Source organism: Nocardia sp. NPDC001965 (genome assembly GCF_053594175.1).
The window spans coordinates 293,765-313,833 of the sequence record NZ_JBSFDZ010000001.1 but is presented as its reverse complement, the minus strand read 5'-3'; the positions used below and the strand labels follow the sequence as shown (position 1 = coordinate 313,833).

Below are 20,069 nucleotides of genomic sequence, written 5' to 3'. Positions count from 1 at the left end.
ACTGCGTTACATTGTGTCAATCATGGGTTTCACGAGGTCCGGGAGAAGCAGATGAACGATTCCCGTCGTTATGTCGTGATCGGCGGCGGTCTCGCCGGCCTGGCGTCCGCGGTATGGCTGGCCGAGTCGGGAAAGCAGGTGACGCTGCTCGAGCGGCGCGCCCGCCTCGGCGGCCGGACACAGGCGATGGAGGTTCCGGAAGTGGGGGACACTCCGGACAACGGCCAGCATGTGGTGGCCAGTGGCTATCGCAGCCTGTTCCGGTATCTCGAGAGCGTCGGCACCCGCGACCGCGTCGAATTCCCGGGCGGCGGCACACTGCGCTGGCCCGGTGGACGCGCGGTCTTGTTGCACACCAGAGGATTCCGGGCGGTGAAGACCTTGCTCGGCGCGCATCCCGACGCCGGGATACTCGACCGCCTCCGAGCCCTGCGCGCCACCCTGCGGCTCGGCCGCCAAGCCCTGTTCCAGCCCGCGGACCTGGCCCATATCACCACCGAGCAGTGGTTCGAACGGGTGGGTATGCCCGCGAAAGCACGCGAGGCGCTGTGGGATTGGCTGGCCCTGGGGATCGCCGCGGAACCGGTCCAGCGGGAGTCGGCCAAGGTCTTCGCCGATGTGCTGGCGACCGGTATCCGGATCGGTGCGCAGGACCGGGTGGGTGTCACCATCGGCTATCCGACCGTGGATCTGGACACGCTCTACATCACGGGCGCCGAGCGGCTGTTCGAGAAATACGGGGTCGACGTCCGTTTCCGGACGGTAGCTCGCCGGATAGTGATCACCGACGGTCTGGTCACCGGTGTCCAGACCGCCGACGGCACCGAGATCCCGGCCGACGCGGTGGTGTGCGCGGTACCGAATTCACGGATCCACGGACTGCTCGACCAGTTGCCCGAACATGCCGAGATCTACGCGGCCGCCGACAAACTGGGCGTGACGCCGATCGTCAGCACCAATCTGTACCTGGATCGGCCGCTGCGCACCCAGGCCGCCATGGAGGCGCTGATCGGGGGGACCGGGGTGATCGACGAGGTGTTCGACCGGCAGCGGATGCACGGCCGGGCTGCTGACGGTGCCTGGCTCTACTGCCTCACCACCAGCGGCGCCTACGAGCAGATCCACAAGAGCAACGACCAGATCGTCGCCGAGCAGCTGGCGCTGATCCGTCGCTACTATCCGGAAGCCGCAGCGGCGCAATTGGTGCACGCGCAGGTCGTGAAAATGCCGAACGCTACGTTCTCGCAGGTACTGGGCACCGATGGATTGCGCCCCGACCAGCGGACCTCGGTGCCGAATCTGGTGCTCGCCGGTGATTGGACCCGCACCGACTGGTCGGCCACGATGGAGAGCGCCGCACAGAGTGCCGAACGGGCGGTGGCCGCGCTGCTGGACCGGGACGGTGGCGCCGGAGTCCCGGCGGCACCGTCTCTATAATTCCGCCGTATGGTCCGCAGCTACGACGAAGTCGACGAACGGATCCTCGATGCGACCCTCGGCCGGATTCTGCAGGTCGGCATCCGGCGAAGCAGCCTCGACGATATCGCCCGCCGCGCCGGCGTGACCCGGGTGACGATCTACCGCCGGTTCTCCGGCAAAGACGATCTGATCGAAGCGGCCCTGCTGCGCGAGATCGGCCGGATCCTCGGCGAGGCGACCACGATCGCCACCACCACCTCGGGTATCGATGCGCAGATCGAAGAGACGGTGCTCTATATCCTGCGGCTGACCCGGACCCATCCGCTGGTCACCCAGTTGCTCGCGGTGGCACCGGAAGAGGCGCTCGGTTTCTATACGGTGCGCGGTGCGGAGATGGTGTCGCAGGGGATCGAGTACATCACGGCGGTCCTGGAAACCGGGCAGGAGCAGGGCGTGCTGGACCGTTACGAAACGCGGCCGGTGGCGGAGATGATCGCCCGGATGGCGCATTCGCTGTTGCTGACCCCGATCGCCGGGGTGGATTTCGGCGACGACGACGCCGCGCGCGCGTTCGTCCGGACGGCGATCGTGCCGCTGATGAAGTACGGCTTCGGGCCGGGCCCGGGCCGCCCGGTATCCGGATCGATCACCGGTGACGGTCGGGTGGGCACCGGTTCCTGACGGGATCGATCCCGGGGTCCGGCGCGAGGTCCGCGGGGGTTCGTGACGCCGGCTCGGCCGCGTGGACGTCATGCCTAGGATCGACGACGAAGCGGCCCGACAAGGAGCAACGACCGTGGTGAGAATTTCCCGGACCACTCAGGTGTCCGACAGCATTGTGGTGGACATCGATCCGGAGGCCGCCTACGACGCGGTCACCGATCTGACGCAGATGGGCAGGTGGAGTCCGGAGAACACCGGTGCCGTGGTTCCGGAACCGGGTCGGCCCGTCTATCCCGGTATGGAGTTCGTGGGTGCCAATCGGCGCGGTCGGATGCGCTGGCATACCGGATGCACGGTGGTGGTGGCCGAACGGCCGCAGCGCTTCGTTTTCGAGGTCCGTCGCTGGGGTGTGTGGAAACCGTTGCTGCCCATAGCTGTTGCCACGTGGGAATACCGCTTCGACGTAGTGCCGGGGGGCACCCGCATCACCGAGACGTGGTTCGACGATCGCGCCGGGTGGCCGGATACGCCGGCCCTGTGGTTCGACCGGATCGCGACCGGCAAGCGGGGCTTCGCCGAGTTCCAGGAGGGCAATATCCGGCGGACTCTGGAGCGGATGAAGGCAGAACTCGAGCAGGGGGCCTGAACATCGTTTCCGTGTGCGCGAAATGACGATTCCGTCCGCGCTAATGCGGTCTCCTTCTGTGCAGAATACGGCCTCCACCTGCGCTGGACAGGTGTCCATGTCGCAATCGTCGGGCTCGCGGAAAAGCCTCTGAGCTGGTGTGATAAGGCGCGGGCGGGTTACGGCGAAGCAATTGGGCAAACGTCCGATAGGTTCTTGACACTCACTGTGACGTGTATCTAACGTCGGGCCAGTCCGCGGAAAGCTCCTCGGGCACTCCGCTTGTCGGCTGTCCCGGCCGCTGCGTTCCGCCGACGGTGCGCGGCGGGGCGGCGGCCACGACGGAGTCGTGTGCACAGCTGTTTCGGAGGTCCTCCTTGTCCGCATTCTCACGGCGCACATTTCTGAGCGGTACTGCGGCAGCGGCGACGGGGATCACCCTCGCCGGTACCGCCGTCGCCACCGCGGCCCCCGGCAGCCGCGCGCCGCGGCGCCGCACGCCTGTTGTGCGCGAGGAGCATCGTGTGATCGTGATCGGCTCCGGATTCGGTGGTGGAATCGCCGCGCTGCGCCTGGCGCAGGCGGGCGTGCCGGTGCTGCTGCTCGAACGCGGAAAGCGCTGGGCCACCGGCCCGAACGCCGATACCTTCGGCAATCCGACGAACCCGGACAAACGACTACTGTGGCACGGCTCCGCCCCGCAGATCTTCGGCGAACCGGTGGCCCTCGAGCCCTATACCGGCCTGCTGGACGCGGTGGTGGGTGAGAACATGACCGCCCTCTGCGCGGCGGGCCTGGGCGGCGGATCCCTGCTGTACCAGGGGATGTCGCTGCAACCCGCCGAGGCGGTCTTCAACACCCATTTCCCGCAGGAACTCGATTGGCGCCTGCTGGACCGCGTGCACTACCCCCGTGTGGCCGCGATGTTGCAGCTGGCGGTGGCCCCCGACGAATTGATCGCGCATCCGCGCTACAAGGCCGCCCGTATCTTCGCGCGCAACGCCGCCGCCGCCGGGCTGCCGGTCTCCAAGATCCCGATGCCCATCGACTGGAACTACGCACTCGCCGAGACCCGCGGTGAGATGAAGGCCTCCTACTCCAACGGCGCCGGTGCTTTCGGGGTGAACAACGGCGGTAAGCATTCGGTCGATGTCACCTATGTCGCCGCGGCCGAGGCCACCGGCCTCGTCGATGTGCGGGTGATGCACAACGTGACCGATGTGGAACGTGGCCCGGACGGGCGCTGGCTCGTCCATGTCGACCGGACCGACGAATCCGCACAGGTGCTGGAGAAGAAGATCCTCACCACCAAAGCGCTCATCATGGCGGCGGGCAGCCTCAACACCACCGAACTGCTCATGCGTGCCGCCGGCAAGGGGCTGATCCCCGATATGCCCGACGGGCTGGGTGCGGGCTGGGGAACCAACGCGGACCGGATCTACACCTGGACGAACCTGGCCGAGGATTTCGGCGCCGAACAGGGCGGGCCGGTGGTCTACGGCAGCCTCAACTGGGACGATCCCTCGACCGCGCATACCGTTGTCCAGGCGTCGATTCCGCCGTTGGGTATGGATGCCCACACCACCATGCTGGTGGGCTACGGAGTCAGCGAGGCGCGCGGCCGGTTCGTCTACGATTCGGCGGCCGACAGCGCCCGGCTGTCCTGGCCGGCGGACGGTGATGCCGCGATCCAGTACGGCCGGATCGAGAAAACCGTGCACAAGGTGGCCGGTCCGGCGGCGGTCGTCGGTGATACCAACCGGGTGTTCCCGTCGACCTGGCATCCGCTGGGCGGCGCCTGCATGGGTGCGGTATGCGATCTGGAGGGCCGGGTGCACGACCAGCCCGGTCTGTATGTGCTCGACGGTGCCCTGCTCCCGGGCAACGCTGCCGCCTGTAACCCCTCGATGACCATCGCGGCGGTGGCCGAGCGCGCCCTGGACGAACTGGTCGCCCACGATGTGGGGGCGGCCATCTGACGCGGGGGAGACCATCGGTGATCGTGACCGGAAGGTCCGTCGAACCGCACCGCTTCGGCTGTAACGTGTTCTAATCGATGGTTCCCGTATCGCATCGGGAACCGGACCGAACCCTTCGATCGGAATGAGAACCGTGCCTGTTGCGCTGACCGCCGACCAGGTGGCACTGGCCGAGACCGTGACCGGATTCGCCGGCCGCCGGGCCGGCCGGGAATACACCCGCGAGAACACCGAACACCTCAAAGCAGGTGTGCCGCCGGAATTCTGGACCGAACTCGTGGCGCTCGGCCTCGCGGGTGTGCACCTGCCCGAGGCCGTGGGAGGTCAAGGCGGAACACTCGACGATCTGGCGGTGGTACTCGCCGAATCGGGGCGGGCACTGCTTCCGGGGCCGCTCCTGCCCACTGTGGTGGCCAGTACGGTTCTCGCGGGTGCGCCGGGTAGCGAGCCCATCGACGCCCTGCTGCGGAGGTTCGCCGGCGGAACGACCGGTGCTGTGATCCCGCCGGAACACGGGATCACGGTGGGCGGGGCCGGCAGTGACGACCCGCTGCTGTCCGGCGAGACCGGTCTCGTACTCGGCGCGGCCTCGGCCGAACTGTTCGTGGTGGCCGCGGCCGCCGGCGCGGACATCCGATGGTTCGTCGTCGATCGCGCGGCCGCGGGTATCGAGGTCGAGGTGAAGGACGGTGCCGACCTCGGCCGGGATATCGGCGTGGTCCGGTTCACGTCGGTATCTGGTGGAGTGCCGGTGGCCCTCGATACCGATCGGTCGGCCGCGGTGGCCGTGGCGTTCTCGGCGGTCGAAGCGGCCGGCGTCATCGGCTGGTGCTCCGAAACCGCCACCGCGTATGTCAAATCGCGCACCCAGTTCGGGCGTCCGATCGGGGCATTCCAAGCGGTGCAGCACCGTACCGCGCAACTGCTGATCACCGCTGAACTGGCCGCCGCGGCGGCATGGGACGCGGTCCGCGGTCTGGACGACGACGCGGCGCAGCGCACCCACGCGGTCGCGGGTGCGGCACTGACGTCGCTCGGCCGGGCCGTGCACGCGGCGGTGGAATGCCTGGGCCTGCACGGTGCCATCGGGTTCACCTGGGAGCACGATCTGCACCTCTACTGGCGGCGGGCCATCTCACTGGCCGCGCTCGCCGGGCCGGTGGAATCGTGGGAACTGCGGCTGGGCGAAGTCGCCCGGCACGGGCCGCGCAACTTCGCCGTACCGCTACCGGAGGAGGATCCGTCCTTCCGGGCGTGGGTTTCGGAAATTCTCGACCGGGCCGCCGAACTGGACAACGATGGGCCCTCGAAGATCGGCGATACCGATGCGGTGAACCCCGGTCCACGCCGGACGCTGCTGGCCGACAGCGGGCTGGTGTCGCCGCCGATGCGCAAGCCCTACGGTATCGAGGCGGGCCCACTCGAACAGTTGATCTTGCAGGACGAATACGACCGCCACGGAATCGCCCAGCCCTCTATGGGCATCGGGCAGTGGGTGGTGCCGATCGTGCTGCACCGCGGGACACCCGAACAACTCGCCAGGCTGGCGGCGCCGGCGCTGCGCGGCGAGGAGATCTGGTGCCAGCTGTTCAGCGAACCGGAAGCCGGTTCGGATGTCGCGTCGCTGAGCCTGCGGGCCACCCGGGTAGACGGTGGCTGGGAGCTGAACGGGCAGAAGATCTGGACCACGCTCGCGCACCGCTCCGACTGGGGGTTGCTGCTGGGGCGCACCGACCCTGATGCCGGACGGCATCAGGGACTCACCATGTTCCTGGTCGATATGCACGGCACTGGTGTGACGGTCCGGCCGATCACTCAGGCCGGCGGCGACGCCGAGTTCAACGAGGTCTTCTTCGACAACGCCTTCGTTCCCGACTCGATGGTTCTGGGGGAGCCAGGTCAGGGCTGGACGCTCACACTGGAAACGCTCGCACAGGAACGGTTGTTCATCGGCGGTGTCCGGGATCCCGGACACAACAGGCGGCTCGCGCAGATCATCGAGCGCGCGGAATACGCCGGCAGCCGCGACGACGCGGTCCGGTCGCTCGGCCGTATCAGTGCCCGAGGCGCGGCCATCTCCGCGATGAATCTCCGCGAGACGATCCGCCGGCTGGACGGCCAACCGGTGGGCCCGGCCACCAGTATCGCCAAGGCGGCCGCGTCCATGCTGCACACCGACGCCGCGGCCGAAGCCCTGAATCTGATCGGGCCGGCGGGCGCGCTCGGTGAAGCTGTTTCCGAGCCGGTACATCACGAACTCGATATTCCGACCTGGATCATCGGTGGTGGAACCTTGGAGATCCAGCTCAACACCATCGCGACCCTGGTGCTCGGGTTGCCGAGGAAATAGGCATGCGCCGGGTCCTTGGCGCCCGGCGGGCACCCGGTAGCGGGATCCCGCCGAACGGCCCACAACCGAGGCACACGCCCCGGTTGCCTCGGAACCGCAACCGAGCGACTACCCGCGATTCTGCGTGCCGAACTGCGCCTACGCGTTATAGCCGCCCGCGACCGAGCGGTGACCCGGTTCAGTTCCGCAGGGGATGTGCTCGGAAGAAATCCCAGATGAGCGCGGTGGCGCTGATCGAATCGGTGTCGGCACCGACCAGAGCGGCCGGGAAGATCTCCGCGGGAGTACCGAACCAGATATGACCGCCGCCGAGGACCGACCACAGTTGGACCTCGGCGCCCGCCGGGCACGGGTACACGGACCGGATCACATCGAAAGTGACCTGTTGTTCGACGGGTTCGGTCCCGCATCCGTTGCGCCGCGCCCAGGCCGCGGCGTTGTCCGGAATCGACTGCGGGCCCGGTCCTTCCACATCGGGTGCCCGGTGCCCCGGGGCGGCCGAGCCGGTTCCGTCCGGTGACGGCAGCAGCCCTGCGTTCGGTCCGGTCCCGCCGTCGTAAGCGACGATGGGGTCCGCGGTGCCGTGCAGGGCTATCACCGGGATCGGGCGGGCGGGGTTGCACCACGGGAAATCGGACAGTCCGGCGACCGGTGCGATCGCGGCGATTCGGTCGGCCAGTTGGCAACCCAGCGACGACGTGGTGAAGCCGCCCATGGACAGTCCGGTGGCATAGATACGCCGGCTGTCCACGCACAGTGTCGATTCCACCTCGGTGAGCAGGTCGCTCAGGTACTCGATATCGGCGGAATTCTGCCCGAAGTCCCACCGGGGCATACCCGATCGCAGCAACTGGGGCGTAACGGTGACGAATCCGTGGGTGCGTCCATAGGCGCCGAGCCCGGTACCGGCGTACTGGATGAACGCGGGTTCGAGATAGCCGTGTAGGTCCAGGACGACAGGTGACGGTCCGGCCAACCCCTCGGGAATATCGCGCCCGTAGGCGCCCGACAGACCGTGGGAGCTGAACAGGACCGGTTCGGTACCGGTTCGGGGCTGCGGTGTGGAGCATCCGGCCGAAGGCAGCGGAGCCGGATCCGCCGGTGCGGCCGACGCGGGGCCGGTCGCGATGCCCGTGGACGCGACGGCGATCACGGCGGCGGTCACGATCGACCGGAGGCCGGACCGGGGCCCGGCGGATCCGATCAGCCGCCGGCTCATCGCGGAAATGGCATTTCTGTACATGGGTACGATGATTGCAAATTTGAGTAATCGAATTATCTAATTCGCCCGATTTCCGGCAGTCCCAGGTGCCCGTGCACCCAGGACCGGGTACCGACCTCAGTTGTTCGCCCGGCGCAGCAGATCGTCGAGTTCCTCGGCGGTCATCAGACCGCCGAGATTCAGCGCGATCCGGCCGATCGGGATCGAGCCGATCATCCGCGCCATATCGACGCCCAGATCGGCCCCGGCCGAGCTGTCCTGCGCCCCGATCAGCGGCTGCAGTTTGGCGCCGAGTTCCGCCCCGGCCACCGGATTCGCCATGACCTCGGCGAACGACGACTCCCGGGTGAGCGGCGCCTGTACCGTGTCGCCGTCGACCCGCACCGTCGTGCGGACCGGCAGATCGCGACTCGACCCCCCGATCTGCACGGTGTACGCACCGCCCTCCACCACCCAGCGTCCCGCGGGTTCGTTCCAGCGGGCGAATTCGTGCCGGGGAATGCGGACGGTGACATCCTGTGTGGCACCGGGTTCCAGCTCGACCGAGGTGAATCCGGCGAGTTCCCGGGGCGGGCGCACCACGGACGACGATTCCAGGCCGGTATAGACCTGGACGACTTCACGACCGTTGCGCGCGCCGGTATTGGTGACGCGCACGGTGACCGATACGCCCTCGGAATCGGCGACTGCGCGGGGGTCGGTGTAGTCGAAGGTCGTATAGGTGAGTCCGTGTCCGAACGGGAAGCTCACCTCGAGCTCGCGCCGGTCGTACCAGCGGTATCCGACGAAGATGCCCTCGCCGTAGCGGACATGTCCCTGTTCACCCGGGAAATTGTCGTAGGCGGGGACATCGGCGAGGCGGATCGGCACCGTTTCGGTCAACCGGCCCGACGGCGCCGTGACACCGAACAGCAGATCGGCGATCGCGCCACCGGCCGCCTGGCCCAGTAGTGCGGTGTCCAGGATCGCATCGGCGGCCTCGACGATCGGCGCCAGCCGCAGCACGCCGCCGTGGGCGAGGACGACCACCACCCGTGACTGGACCGCGCGCACAGCGTGCAGGAGCTCCACCTGATCGGCTGGCAGCTCGATGGTGTCGCGATCGAAACCCTCCGATTCCTGGGCTGCCGCCGATCCCAGGAACAGGACCGCGAGATCGGCTCGCTCGGCTGCTTCGACGGCGTCGTCCCGCAAGGTCGCCGCGGCGGAATCGGACCCGGTATCGAAACCGCGCGCGTAGGCCACCGTCGCGGCTCCGGCGTGTGCGCGGATCTCGTCGAGAGCGATATCGACCCGGGTCGCGGCGACATGGGACGAACCGCCACCCTGATACCGGGGTTCGGTCGCGAACTCGCCGATAACCGCGATATGCCCGCCGGCCGTCAACGGCAGGATCTCGTTGTCGTTCTTCAGCAGTACCGCGCACCGTGCTGCCGCCGCGCGCGCCAGGGCGTGATGCTCGTCGGCGTCCCAGGTGGTCTCCGGATCGGCGCCGCCGGTGGCGCGTACGGCCAGTGCGGCAATCCGCCGTGCGGACGCTTCGAGAACAGCGGGATCGAGTGAGCCGTCGCCGACAGCGGCGGCGACCCGGCGGTCACCTACCTCGTCGGCGCCGGGCATCGCCAGATCCAGGCCCGCGGCCACGGCGGCGACCCGGTCGTCGACGGCGCCCCAATCACTCACCACCACCCCGTCGAAACCCCACTCCGCGCGCAGGACCTCGGTGAGCAGCCAGCGGTTCTGAGCGGCGTACACACCGTTGATCTTGTTGTACGAACACATCACGGTCCAGGGCGCGGCTTCCCGGACAACATGACCGAACGCGTGCAGGTAGATCTCGCGCAGCGGCCGCGGATCGACATCGGAACTCGATGTCATCCGTTCGTGTTCGGTGTTGTTCGCCGCGAAATGTTTCAGCGACGCACCGACGCCCTCTCCTTGGAGTCCGCGCACCCAGCCGGTCGCCAGTGCGGCCGTGAGCCGGGGATCTTCGGAGTAGTACTCGAAATTCCGCCCACAGCGCGGATCCCGCTTGATGTTGATCCCCGGCCCCAGCACGATGTGCACACCCGCCGCCCGCGCCTCCCGCCCGATCGCCGCCCCCACCCGGAACGCGAGTTCGGGATCCCAGCTCTGCCCCAGGCCGACCGCGGGCGGAAAGCAGGTCGCCGGGATACTCGGCCCGATACCCAGTGCGTCGCCACCTTTTTCCGGATCCTGGTAACGCAGGCCGTGCGGCCCGTCGGAGAGAGCAATCGACGGGATATCACCCATCGGCTCGGTGGACCAGAAATCACGTCCGCTGCCCAGCCGGGCTCGTTGTTCGACGGACAGCGGGGTGACGAGGTCGTCCGGGTCGGATGCGATCGAGTCGGGCATGCGGCTCCTCCTGACGGGTCGGTACCGTTCCCGAACCTAGTCGGTGGCTGCGAGGCCGCGGCGGATACGACGAGGGTTGTCCGATAATCGGCAGCACGACCGGCGCCGGGAGAGTCTCACGACACGGCGGGGCCGTAATCCAGATGCACCACACCGTTGGCGTACACGTCGTGGGATTTCAGGGTGAGCGTGGTGGTGCCGGTCCCTTCGGCGAAGAGTTTCGCTCCTTCGCCCAGCGTGACGGGATAGACGAACAGGTGCAGATCGTCGACGAGGCCGTCGGCGAGCAGTGCCCGGACCAGGGTGCCACTGCCGCTGATGTAGACCGTGCCGTCGATCCGGTCCCGCAGGTCGCGCAGAACCTCCGCGTCGTAGGCACCGATCGGGACGCTGTTGGACCATTCGGCCCGCGGCTCGTTCGCGCCCACCACGTACTTGACGGTGTCGTTGAAGAACGGGGCCCCTGGATCGTCCTCGACGGTACGAGTGGACCATGCGGGTGCGAACATCTCGAATGTATTGCGGCCCAGCAGGATCGCCTTCGCCGCACCGGTGATGGCGGACAGTGTCGCACCCATCTGCGGGTCGAATCCGAACGGGAAGGTCCACGACGGGTCTTCGTACACTCCGTCGAGGGAGACGAATTCGTGGACGGCGATGGTTCCCATGGTGTGTCCTTCCCGGCAGCGCGGGGCTGTCGATATATCGGGTTTGCCGGCCGTGGGTCGTGCGGTTGCCGGTCTCGCACGGGTAGACGGGGGCCGCCGGGGTTTCTCATCGGTGCCGCCGAGGGAGCGCGGGGAAGCTTCTCACCAGCGGGAGGGTGCAGCGGGGCCGCGGATGGAACTCTGTTAAGCAAGTGGTGGTGTACTGGGCGCGGGACGGAGGGCGATGGTTGCCGCAAAGAGCTGGACACTCCGGCGTCCGCGGAATGCTCCGCTCCTCAACCCCTACATCGACTATGCCGAGAAAGTTCTCAAGGCGCTCGAGAACGGTATGGGCGACCGCACCGCAACGACCCTCACCGCCGAGCAGCTCGCGCGCCTGGCCGGTGAGCGACCCGGTGACGGCGAGCTCGCGGAAACATACCAGCTCAGAGATCAGCAGGTCGCGACCTACAAAGACGACTGGAATACGCTCGACAACCAGATCGCCGACCTCGCCGCCCTGGCCGCCGACGACGCCAACGGGGTGAGTGGATCCTTCGAGGAGCTGCGTAGCGCGGTCGTCGATATCGCCAACGGTGTGCCGGACAACCCCACCACCCGTCAGCAGTTCGACGCAGTGGTCGCAATCGATGAGACGATCGGCGCCACCGTCGGCAAGGTTCAGTCCACGCACAACGAACTGCAGAACAAATCCCTGCAGGTGCCACAGGATCGATCGGGCGCCACCGGTGGTTCGCCCGCGAGTTCGCCCGCGAGCCCGTTGATGGGCGGCCAGTCGCCGAATGGCAGTGGTGGTAGCGACTCCGGTTCCGATGACGACTCCGATGCCGGCGGTGCGGTCACCGGTACCTCCGGCCGGCCGACCAAGATGCCCGAAGGTGAGCTGGGGCAGTGGATTGATCAGGCCATCGAGGTATTGCGCGAGAACGGCTACGACATCAAGGATTCCGATGCTGCGATCATCGCGACGATGATCGAGAAGGAATCCAGCGGCGACCCGAACGCCATCAACCTCTGGGACAGCAACGCGGACGCGGGTACGCCGTCGAAAGGGCTGATGCAGACCATCGATCCGACTTTCAACGCGCATGCCCTGCCCGGCCACGGCGATATCTGGAACCCGGTCGACAACATCTGCGCGGGTACCGCCTACGCCATCGACCGCTACGGTTCACTGGACAACGTGCCCGGGATCGTGAACCTGTCCGACAACGACGCCAAGACCGGATACGTCGGGTACTGACCGGAATCTCCGGGCGCCGTGCGGATTTCCGTAGCGGTCGGAGATTCCGGAGCAGTTGTCAACGCCACGTCGTTGTGGGGGAATCAGATTTCGGACGCGCCGCCGCCCGGGTGACGCGCAGGAGAGCAAGGATTACAGGACTTCCGTATGGGTCACCCGCAACAGCCCAATCCGTACCAGCAGCAGCCGGGACAGCCGTATCCGGGGCAGCAGCCGTATCCGGGGCAGCAGCCGTACCCGGGACAGCAGCCGTACCCGGGGCAGTACGGTCAGCCCTACCCGCCCGGTCAGCCGCCGTACGGGGCGCCCGGCGGATACGGTGCGCCACCGCCGCGGTCCGGGGGTAACGGCGGCAAGATCGCACTGATCGTCGGCGGTGTGGCGGTGGTCCTGATCGCTGCCGGTGTGGGGGCGTTCTTCGTTTTCGGCGATAGCGGTGGCTCGATCGTGGGTGGCGGCTACGACGATCCGCGCGACGTCGCGCAGGCCTGGGTGGACCAGACCGGCGAACCGGAAGATCTGGTCTGCGCCGCCGATCTGGGCGAGATCTCGCAGTACGAACAGCAGAACCCGACGAAGCCCACCGATGTACCCGATGTCGATCTCCCGGAATCGACGAGCACTCTGAAAAGTGTCGACGTCCCCGCGGGGAGCGATAAGGGCACCTTCACCATGGAAATGTCCATGGAGGTGATGGGTACCTCCTCCACCACCACGATGACCTACGACCTGGTCGAGGAGGACGGCGGCTGGAAGGTGTGCGGGATTCTCGATCCCGAGATCGAGATGGACGATTCCGGGTTCGGGCTGGGCGGTCGTTAGACGCGGGCCCGGCAACTCACCGGAACTCGGCGGCGCGGACAGTTCCGCGCCGCCGAGTTCTTCCGTTCCGGGGACGGGACGAATCGCCGGCGAGCCGGCGGTGTATGTGAATGGAAGGCTGCGGCGCACCCCGCAGCGCCGCAGCCATGCATTCCCACACCCGCGGCCGGGACGTGAGGTACCGCTGCGCGGGCAGAAGTCCGGCAGGCGCACCGCGATGCGCCTGCTCTGTGGGCCGGCTGCGCAGTCCCGGCGTATCCGGTGGCGAAGCCGGAATGATTCGTCCGTGGACGAATTCGCGACGATGGGATCGGCTGTGGGCCGTCGCCGAAGTGCTCCGGGGGTAGCACGCAAAACGGTGCCGACCGCGTGAAGGCGACCGGCACCGTTCTGTGTACCCGACCCTACGGGCTCCGGCAGGCGGGCGAGAGGGGCGGATGCGACAGGTTACGCTCTGTTTGCGACACGCCGCCGCACCGGGTTGTCTCGACCGTAGCGACCGTTCGGTTTCCGATCGAGGCCGCCGAACACTATCCTCCGGGCGTGGATGTCGGGATTCTCGTGGTGGACGGTGTGGCCGATTTCGGTCTGGGAGCACTGCTCGGGGCGTTCGGCACGGCCAACGCGTTACGCAAAGAGCTGGAGAACCCGCCCGCGCCGTGGAATGTGCGCGCGGTCTCCGTGGGGACCTCGGTGCGGTCGGGCAGCGGCAACCTGGTGCCGACCACGCCGCTGGGGGAGATCCCGGTACAACTGGACGCTCTCGCGGTGGCCGCGGTGGATATTCTCGAACCCGAACCGCTGGTGGAACTGGTCACCGACCCAGAACATGCGCGGGTACTCGACCACATCCGCGATGCCCGGGCGCAGGGCGTGCATTTGGCCGCCGCCTGTACGGCGACGTTCTTCCTGGCCGAGTCCGGCGTGCTCGACGGATCTCCGGCGACGACCAGTTGGTGGCTGGGCGCGTGTTTCCGCGGCCGCTACCCGCAGGTGCAGCTGGACGAGAGCTGCATCGTCTGCCACGGCGACGGCATCACAACGGCCGGCGCGTCACTGTCGCATATGGATATGGCTCTCTCGCTGATCTATCGGACCAGCCCGGAGCTGGCCGAGCGGGCCATGCGTTATCTGGCGGTCGGATCCCGGGCCAGTCAGGCGCCGTATGCGATACCCGAGGTGGTCGCCCGCGGGAATTCGCTGATCGTCGGGTACGAGCGCTGGGTCCGCGACCACCTCTCGGAGCAGTTCTTGATCGCCACCGCCGCCCGGGAGCTCGGCGTCACCGAACGCAGTCTGCAGCGGGCCACCCGTGCTGCGCTCGGTATGTCGCCGAAGGATTTCGCCGACGATATCCGGCTCGATCGTGCCGTTCAGCTGCTGCGATCCGGTGACCGCACAGTGGGCGCGGTCGCCCGTGACATCGGATATGTCAATGCGAGCGCACTACGCGCACTCGCCCGCCGCCGCCGCGGACTGTCCCTGGCCGAGATCCGGGCCCACCGCCTACCGTGGTGAGGGCGATTCGCCCGGTTTCGCCGGCGGGATACCGAGTACTCCCTACACTGTCCGCATGTCTGTTCGACGGCTGATCGCCGCATTCCTGCTCGTTTCCGCCGCATCACTCGGAGTGGCCGCATGCACGGCGACGGGGCCGGGGGCGCGCAGCGAATGCGAGGTCAGCGGCTGCACCGTGACCTTCGACCGTGGTGTGCAGGCGAAGATCAGCGTTCTCGGTGTGGATACCGAACTGACCGCGGTGGAGGGCAATACCGTCACACTGTCGGTGGCGGGTCAGCCGGTCACCGTGCCCGTGGGTGAAACCGGATCGGTCCAGGGCCTGAACCTGACGGTGCAGGAGGTCACCCAGGACAAGGTCGTGGTCCGGCTCGCGACCGGCCTCTGAGCGCACTCGCTCGACCGGGCGGGCAGGGCCGTCATCGGTGCCCGATGGCGGGGTTCTCCGGCCATCGCGGCCGGGCGGCACCGTAGCCGGGAGCCGGAAACGGATAGTCGGGGAACTCGGCCAGCACCGGTGCCGCGCTGACCGTCCGGCCGTGGGTCACCGTGGTCTGCGGGCCGGGCACGGCCGGCGCCGGGTGGTCGGCTGTGCGCCCGCGTTCGGAGAGCAACCAGGTCGCCGTCCGGGCCAGTGACACCCGCACGTCCCGGCCGCGACCGTCGGCGGCGCGGGCGGTGAGCGCATCGACGATGCCCGCGGCCAGGAGATAGCCGGAGGCGTGATCGAGTGCCTGGGCGGGAAGCGCGCCGGGTACCGAGGACGCCCCCTCGATTACGGCGATACCGGTCGCGGCCTGCACGATACTGTCGAAACCGCGCCGGCCCGCCCACGGTCCGGTGAATCCCCAGGCGCTCACCCGGGCGTGGACCGACCCGGGCCGCCCGGTGAGCCCGAGCCGCTCCAGCGCGCCCGGCCGGTAGCCGGTGACCATTACATCCGCGGTGTCCAGCAGGGCCTCCCATGCCGGATCCGCCACCCGCAGATCCAGCAGGGTCGAGTATTTGCCCTGGCACGTATCGGTGTACTGCCACGGAATCTCCGGCAACTGGGGCGGGTCCACCCTGAGCACGTCCGCGCCGAGCAGTGCGAGGGCGCGGGTGGCCACGGGGCCGGCGATCACGCGGGTCAGATCCAGCACCCGTATCCCCTGTAGCGGCTGGTACGGGGTCCCCGATACCGGCACCGTGAAGCTGCGCCGGTCGCCGCGTGCCACGATTGCCACCAGCGGTCCCGCCCCGGCAGCCCGGGACTGGGGTTCCGCGCGCCATTGCGTTTCGTCCCGGACCCGCACCGCGATCGCGCCCCGGGCGGCCGCCAACTCTTCCAGGTCGGCGGCGCGGAGCACGGCGATCTGCGCTTCGGCGCTTTCGCGCGGTGCGTGGGCGGGCAGTTCGAGTGCGGCGAGCAGCCGCGCGCGGTGGTGTGGATAGTTGGCGTGAGTGCGTACCCACCCGTCGAAAGTGGGGAAGAAGCCGGACAACTCCGCGAAGCCCCCGACCGGTGCACCGTCTATCCGCAACAACCGATCGCTGGAAAACGACGCGGCGATCCGCCCGGGATGGAGCCGGTGCCGGATCGTCGCGGTGCCGTGGGCCTCTCGATAGCGGTCGGCCGCCGCGACGAAGGCCTGTACAGATCCGGCGGCCAGCCCCCACACCGGCAGGGTGGCGGCCAGGTACTGCCCGGGATCGGGCCAATCCACGGGGGCCGATTCGGCGACGCCTGCGCCGCCCTCGTAATCACGGACCAGCCGTGCGCCCACCTCCACGGCATCGAGCGTACTGGCCCACTCCTCCGGTGCTGTCCCGGTTACCGGATGGCACAGCGATTTTCATCACACCGTCACCGAGCAGGCCGCCGGTCAGCCGGCGATTCGAGCGGTCGGGCCCTGTGGGTGCCGGGCGCGCCACCAGAGGCCCACCCACGACACGAGTACACAGGCGGCCACCAGTATCTGCACCTCGGTGAGCATGTTCGCCGGATAGATCACGCCGGTCAGGTAGTGGTCGATGAAGCCCTCGGGCGGCAGACCCGCCACCCCGGCGCGGTGCCTGGCCCAGTTCTCCGCATAGGTGAGCGGGCAGTCGTAGCCGATCAGGATCGTTCCGAATCCCCAGGCCACGGCGGCGCCGTGCGTCCAGACGGTGCGCGGGAAACGCCACGCCAGGAAGCCGCCCGCCACCACGTAGCCGATGAACAGCAGATGCAGGAGGGCGATCAGATCCGCGACCAGCCGGTACCACACCCTTCCAGGGTATGTCCTCCGGGGAATTACGGCACCGAATTCACCACGGGGACGGCCGATAGTCTTTCAGGAAGCAGCCGTACAGATCTTCGCCGGCTTCCCCGCGCACAATCGGGTCGTAGACCCGTGCCGCGCCGTCGACCAGGTCCAACGGCGCATGGAAGCCCTCGTCGGCGAGCCGGATCTTCGTGTAGTGCGGGCGTTCGTCGGTGATCCAGCCGGTGTCCACGGCCGTCATGAGGATGCTGTCGGCGTCGAACATCTCGTTCGCACTCGTGCGGGTGAGCATATTGAGGGCGGCCTTGGCCATATTGGTGTGCGGATGGCCCGGCCCCTTGTAGCCGCGCGAGAACTGTCCCTCCATCGCCGATACGTTCACCACGTATTTCCGGCGCGCCGCCGCGGCGGCCAGTGCGGGACGCAGCCGGGAGACCAGGATGAACGGCGCGACCGAATTGCACAGTTGCACTTCCAGCAGTTCGGTCGGGTCGACCTCGCCCACGGTGTGCACCCAGCTGTTGGTGTGCGCGAGGTCGGGGACGAGCCCGCCGGCGTCGATGGCGACCCCGCGCGCGATCCGCTCGGGGGTGGCCGAACCCGCGACCAGCGCCAGTTCGGCCACATCTTCGCCGGTCAGGCTCGGGGTGAGGGAGGCGGTGAGCGCGGTGGGATGAGCACGGGTCGTCTGGCCGAAGGTGACCTTCTCGGGCAGTTGCCCGGCCGGGAGCGGGCCGTCCTCGGCGGCGGCGAGAGCACTGTAGGCGCCGGGGGAGCGGCGTACGGTCTGCGCGGCATTGTTGATGAGGATGTCCAGCGGGCCCTGCGCCGCGACATCATCGGCCAGCGCTACCACCTGGGCGGGATCGCGCAGGTCGATTCCGACGATGCGGAGCCGGTGCAACCAGTCGGCGCTGTCGGGTCGGGCGGCGAACCGGCGGATCGCGTCGTTGGGGAATCGGGTGGTGACGGTCGTATGCGCGCCGTCGCGCAGCAACCGGAGCGCGATGTACATCCCGATCTTCGCGCGCCCGCCGGTGAGCAGTGCGCGGCGGCCGGTGAGATCGGTACGCGCGTCGCGCCGGGCGTGACTCATGGCGGCGCAGTCCGGGCACAGCTGGTGGTAGAACGCGTCGACGCGGGTGTACTTCTCTTTGCAGACATAGCAGCCGCGCGGCCGCAGCAGGGTACCGGCGGATCCGCCGGCGGTGCTCGAACTGATCGGGATACCCGCGGTCTCGTCGTCGATCCGGTTCGGTGAACCGGTTGCCGTAGCCGCCACGACGGCCCGGTCGGCGTCGAGTTTGAGCTGCCGGGCCGCGATGCGGCGCTGCCGTTTGAGTTCTTTGAACATCCGGCCGACCGCGCGCTGCACGGTGGTCGAATCCGGATGGCCGGGGTCCAGCTGTGCTGCCTGGTCGAGAACTCGCAAACAGGTGGCTAGATCGTGCGGGTCGATACTGGGCTCGGCCATCGGTGCGGGAGATTTCCTTCGTGAGCTGGGAAAGCGTGGTCACCATTGTGGCAAAACCGGGGGGTGTGGCCGAAGCCGGGCTGCCGTGGGCCCCCAGCGGTGGGACTCCGCTTCGTTGACATAGCGCCAATAGTGCGGGAAAGTCGGTGCCGGATGAACCGGCGCGTCGGCGCCGGGCCGGGTGATCACGAGCAGAGGACGCGGATATGGCACGCCCCGCATGGAGCGACGACGAGGTCGAGGCGGTACGGGAACTCGCGCGCACCTACTTCGAAAAAGAAGTGGTGCCGCACGAGGAGAAGTTCATCGAACAGGGCCATCCGGACAAGGCGCTCTACCGGCGGGCCGGTGAGCTCGGGCTGCTCTGTCCCGCGGTAGCCGAGGAATTCGGCGGTGGCGGTGGCACCTTCGCTCACGAAGCGGCGATCATCGAAGAGCAGGTCCGCGCCGGCGACGGTGCCCTCGGTATCCCGGTACACAGTTCGATCATCGCGCCCTACCTGGCCGAATTCGGTTCCGACGAGCTCAAGAAGCGGATCCTGCCCAAGGCGAGCAGCGGCGAGATGGTGCTCTCCATCGGGATGACCGAACCCGGCACCGGATCGGACCTGCAAGCGATCAAAACCCGCGCGGTCCGCGAGGGCGACGAGTACGTGATCACCGGCTCGAAGATATTCATCTCCAACGGATGGCTCTGCGACGGCATCATCATCGCCGCGAAGACCGATCCGGAGAAGGGGGCGGCCGGTGTCTCGCTGATCTTCGCCGAGGTGGACGACAACACCCCCGGCTTCACCCGCGGCCGGATCCTGTCCAAGATCGGCGGAAAGGGCCAGGACACCGCCGAACTGTTCTTCGACGGACTGCGGGTACCCGCTACGAACCTGCTGGGCGGCGTAGAAGGCCAGGGCTTCTACCAGATGATGCAACTGCTGGCGCAGGAGCGGCTGGTCACCGCCATCATGGCCGTGGCGATGATGGAACGCGCGGTCGAGCTGACCGTCGAGTACACCAAGGGCCGCGAAGCGTTCGGCAAACCGCTGTTCGCCATGCAGAACACCAAATTCGAACTGGCCGAATGCGCGACCATCGCCCGGACCAACCGGGTGTTCCTGGACGACTGCATCACCCGCCACCTGCGCGGCGAACTCGATATCCAATCGGCCGCCATGTCCAAGTACTGGTCCACCGATCAGCTCGGTGTCGTCGTCGACCGCTGCCTGCAACTCTTCGGCGGCTACGGCTACATGACCGAGTACCCGATCTCCCAGCTGTACACCGGCGCCCGGGTACTGCGCATTCTCGCCGGCAGCAACGAGGTGATGAAGGACCTCATCGCCCGTGGGCTCTGACCTGGAACCCGCACCTGTCGCCGTGACCGACGTTTCCTCCGCCTCCGGAACATCCGGAGGCGGAGGAAACGGGGCGGACGACCAGCCACGGCGCCGCCGGCTCGAACCC

16 protein-coding genes are annotated in these 20,069 nt (G+C 67.9%); 10 read left to right on the top strand and 6 right to left on the bottom strand.

Translation table 11 applies throughout. The features are described 5' to 3' along the window. Window positions 1-51: 51 nt before the first annotated feature. The 5 genes from hpnE (at window position 52) to ACWCPQ_RS01425 (ending at window position 7,036) form a co-directional block, all read left to right on the top strand. Window positions 52-1,437 carry a hydroxysqualene dehydroxylase HpnE gene (gene hpnE, locus ACWCPQ_RS01445; protein WP_449893480.1) on the top strand — a complete coding sequence of 462 codons (1,386 nt, stop codon included), beginning with the start codon at window positions 52-54 and terminating at the stop codon, window positions 1,435-1,437. A gap of 9 nt (window positions 1,438-1,446) precedes the next feature. Further along, on the top strand, window positions 1,447-2,100 hold the full coding sequence (locus ACWCPQ_RS01440) for a TetR/AcrR family transcriptional regulator (protein WP_449893477.1): 654 nt from the start codon (window positions 1,447-1,449) through the stop codon (window positions 2,098-2,100). Between the two features lie 115 nt (window positions 2,101-2,215). After that, window positions 2,216-2,728, top strand: a complete 513-nt coding sequence (locus ACWCPQ_RS01435; protein ID WP_449893475.1) for an SRPBCC family protein — start codon at window positions 2,216-2,218, stop codon at window positions 2,726-2,728. Window positions 2,729-3,084: 356 nt separating this feature from the next. Continuing rightward, entirely contained in the window at window positions 3,085-4,686 is a 1,602-nt protein-coding gene (locus tag ACWCPQ_RS01430; RefSeq protein WP_449893472.1) for a GMC oxidoreductase, read from the top strand. A 124-nt stretch (window positions 4,687-4,810) separates the two neighbouring features. Further along, window positions 4,811-7,036 carry an acyl-CoA dehydrogenase gene (locus ACWCPQ_RS01425; protein WP_449893470.1) on the top strand — a complete coding sequence of 742 codons (2,226 nt, stop codon included), beginning with the start codon at window positions 4,811-4,813 and terminating at the stop codon, window positions 7,034-7,036. A gap of 178 nt (window positions 7,037-7,214) precedes the next feature. Here the strand turns inward: ACWCPQ_RS01425 and ACWCPQ_RS01420 are convergent, their stop codons facing one another. The 3 genes from ACWCPQ_RS01420 to ACWCPQ_RS01410 form a co-directional block, all read right to left on the bottom strand. Further along, complete coding sequence (locus ACWCPQ_RS01420; protein WP_449893468.1) at window positions 7,215-8,279, bottom strand: alpha/beta hydrolase family esterase; 1,065 nt, start codon at window positions 8,277-8,279, stop codon at window positions 7,215-7,217. Window positions 8,280-8,375: 96 nt separating this feature from the next. Beyond that, window positions 8,376-10,637 (bottom strand): glycoside hydrolase family 3 C-terminal domain-containing protein, encoded by a 2,262-nt coding sequence (locus ACWCPQ_RS01415; RefSeq protein WP_449893466.1) that lies wholly within the window; start codon window positions 10,635-10,637, stop codon window positions 8,376-8,378. 116 nt (window positions 10,638-10,753) lie between these two features. Next, window positions 10,754-11,305 (bottom strand): dihydrofolate reductase family protein, encoded by a 552-nt coding sequence (locus tag ACWCPQ_RS01410; RefSeq protein ID WP_449893464.1) that lies wholly within the window; start codon window positions 11,303-11,305, stop codon window positions 10,754-10,756. A gap of 223 nt (window positions 11,306-11,528) precedes the next feature. Here ACWCPQ_RS01410 and ACWCPQ_RS01405 point away from each other — a divergent pair, with 223 nt between their 5' ends. From ACWCPQ_RS01405 to ACWCPQ_RS01390, 4 genes are all read left to right on the top strand, one after another. Further along, on the top strand, window positions 11,529-12,548 hold the full coding sequence (locus ACWCPQ_RS01405) for a transglycosylase SLT domain-containing protein (RefSeq protein ID WP_449893462.1): 1,020 nt from the start codon (window positions 11,529-11,531) through the stop codon (window positions 12,546-12,548). 147 nt (window positions 12,549-12,695) lie between these two features. After that, window positions 12,696-13,370, top strand: a complete 675-nt coding sequence (locus ACWCPQ_RS01400; RefSeq protein ID WP_449893460.1) for a hypothetical protein — start codon at window positions 12,696-12,698, stop codon at window positions 13,368-13,370. A gap of 543 nt (window positions 13,371-13,913) precedes the next feature. After that, window positions 13,914-14,888, top strand: coding sequence for a GlxA family transcriptional regulator (locus tag ACWCPQ_RS01395; RefSeq protein ID WP_449893458.1), 975 nt, complete (start codon window positions 13,914-13,916; stop codon window positions 14,886-14,888). A 55-nt stretch (window positions 14,889-14,943) separates the two neighbouring features. Then, window positions 14,944-15,276, top strand: coding sequence for a hypothetical protein (locus tag ACWCPQ_RS01390; RefSeq protein WP_449893457.1), 333 nt, complete (start codon window positions 14,944-14,946; stop codon window positions 15,274-15,276). A 31-nt stretch (window positions 15,277-15,307) separates the two neighbouring features. On the opposite strand, the gene ACWCPQ_RS01385 is transcribed toward ACWCPQ_RS01390, so the two are convergent. The 3 genes from ACWCPQ_RS01385 to ACWCPQ_RS01375 form a co-directional block, all read right to left on the bottom strand. Then, on the bottom strand, window positions 15,308-16,660 hold the full coding sequence (locus ACWCPQ_RS01385; RefSeq protein ID WP_449893454.1) for a CoA transferase: 1,353 nt from the start codon (window positions 16,658-16,660) through the stop codon (window positions 15,308-15,310). A 93-nt stretch (window positions 16,661-16,753) separates the two neighbouring features. Further along, window positions 16,754-17,137 carry a DUF2784 domain-containing protein gene (locus tag ACWCPQ_RS01380; RefSeq protein ID WP_449893452.1) on the bottom strand — a complete coding sequence of 128 codons (384 nt, stop codon included), beginning with the start codon at window positions 17,135-17,137 and terminating at the stop codon, window positions 16,754-16,756. A gap of 40 nt (window positions 17,138-17,177) precedes the next feature. Beyond that, window positions 17,178-18,608: an SDR family NAD(P)-dependent oxidoreductase gene (locus ACWCPQ_RS01375; protein ID WP_449893449.1), complete on the bottom strand. Its 1,431-nt coding sequence runs from the start codon at window positions 18,606-18,608 to the stop codon at window positions 17,178-17,180. Window positions 18,609-18,814: 206 nt separating this feature from the next. Between ACWCPQ_RS01375 and ACWCPQ_RS01370 the strand changes: the two genes are divergently transcribed. Then, window positions 18,815-19,960 carry an acyl-CoA dehydrogenase family protein gene (locus tag ACWCPQ_RS01370; protein WP_449893448.1) on the top strand — a complete coding sequence of 382 codons (1,146 nt, stop codon included), beginning with the start codon at window positions 18,815-18,817 and terminating at the stop codon, window positions 19,958-19,960. The last annotated feature ends 109 nt before the right edge of the window (window positions 19,961-20,069 follow it).

What these genes read in the sequence shown, in the direction of transcription:
- hpnE (WP_449893480.1), top strand. Translation starts at nt 52, where the DNA reads ATGAACGATTCCCGTCGTTATGTCGTGATCGGCGGCGGTCTCGCCGGC.
- ACWCPQ_RS01440 (WP_449893477.1), top strand. Translation starts at nt 1,447, where the DNA reads ATGGTCCGCAGCTACGACGAAGTCGACGAACGGATCCTCGATGCGACC.
- ACWCPQ_RS01425 (WP_449893470.1), top strand. Translation starts at nt 4,811, where the DNA reads ATGAGAACCGTGCCTGTTGCGCTGACCGCCGACCAGGTGGCACTGGCC.
- ACWCPQ_RS01420 (WP_449893468.1), bottom strand. Translation starts at nt 8,279, where the DNA reads ATGTACAGAAATGCCATTTCCGCGATGAGCCGGCGGCTGATCGGATCC.
- ACWCPQ_RS01415 (WP_449893466.1), bottom strand. Translation starts at nt 10,637, where the DNA reads ATGCCCGACTCGATCGCATCCGACCCGGACGACCTCGTCACCCCGCTG.
- ACWCPQ_RS01410 (WP_449893464.1), bottom strand. Translation starts at nt 11,305, where the DNA reads ATGGGAACCATCGCCGTCCACGAATTCGTCTCCCTCGACGGAGTGTAC.
- ACWCPQ_RS01405 (WP_449893462.1), top strand. Translation starts at nt 11,529, where the DNA reads ATGGTTGCCGCAAAGAGCTGGACACTCCGGCGTCCGCGGAATGCTCCG.
- ACWCPQ_RS01400 (WP_449893460.1), top strand. Translation starts at nt 12,696, where the DNA reads ATGGGTCACCCGCAACAGCCCAATCCGTACCAGCAGCAGCCGGGACAG.
- ACWCPQ_RS01390 (WP_449893457.1), top strand. Translation starts at nt 14,944, where the DNA reads ATGTCTGTTCGACGGCTGATCGCCGCATTCCTGCTCGTTTCCGCCGCA.
- ACWCPQ_RS01375 (WP_449893449.1), bottom strand. Translation starts at nt 18,608, where the DNA reads ATGGCCGAGCCCAGTATCGACCCGCACGATCTAGCCACCTGTTTGCGA.
- ACWCPQ_RS01370 (WP_449893448.1), top strand. Translation starts at nt 18,815, where the DNA reads ATGGCACGCCCCGCATGGAGCGACGACGAGGTCGAGGCGGTACGGGAA.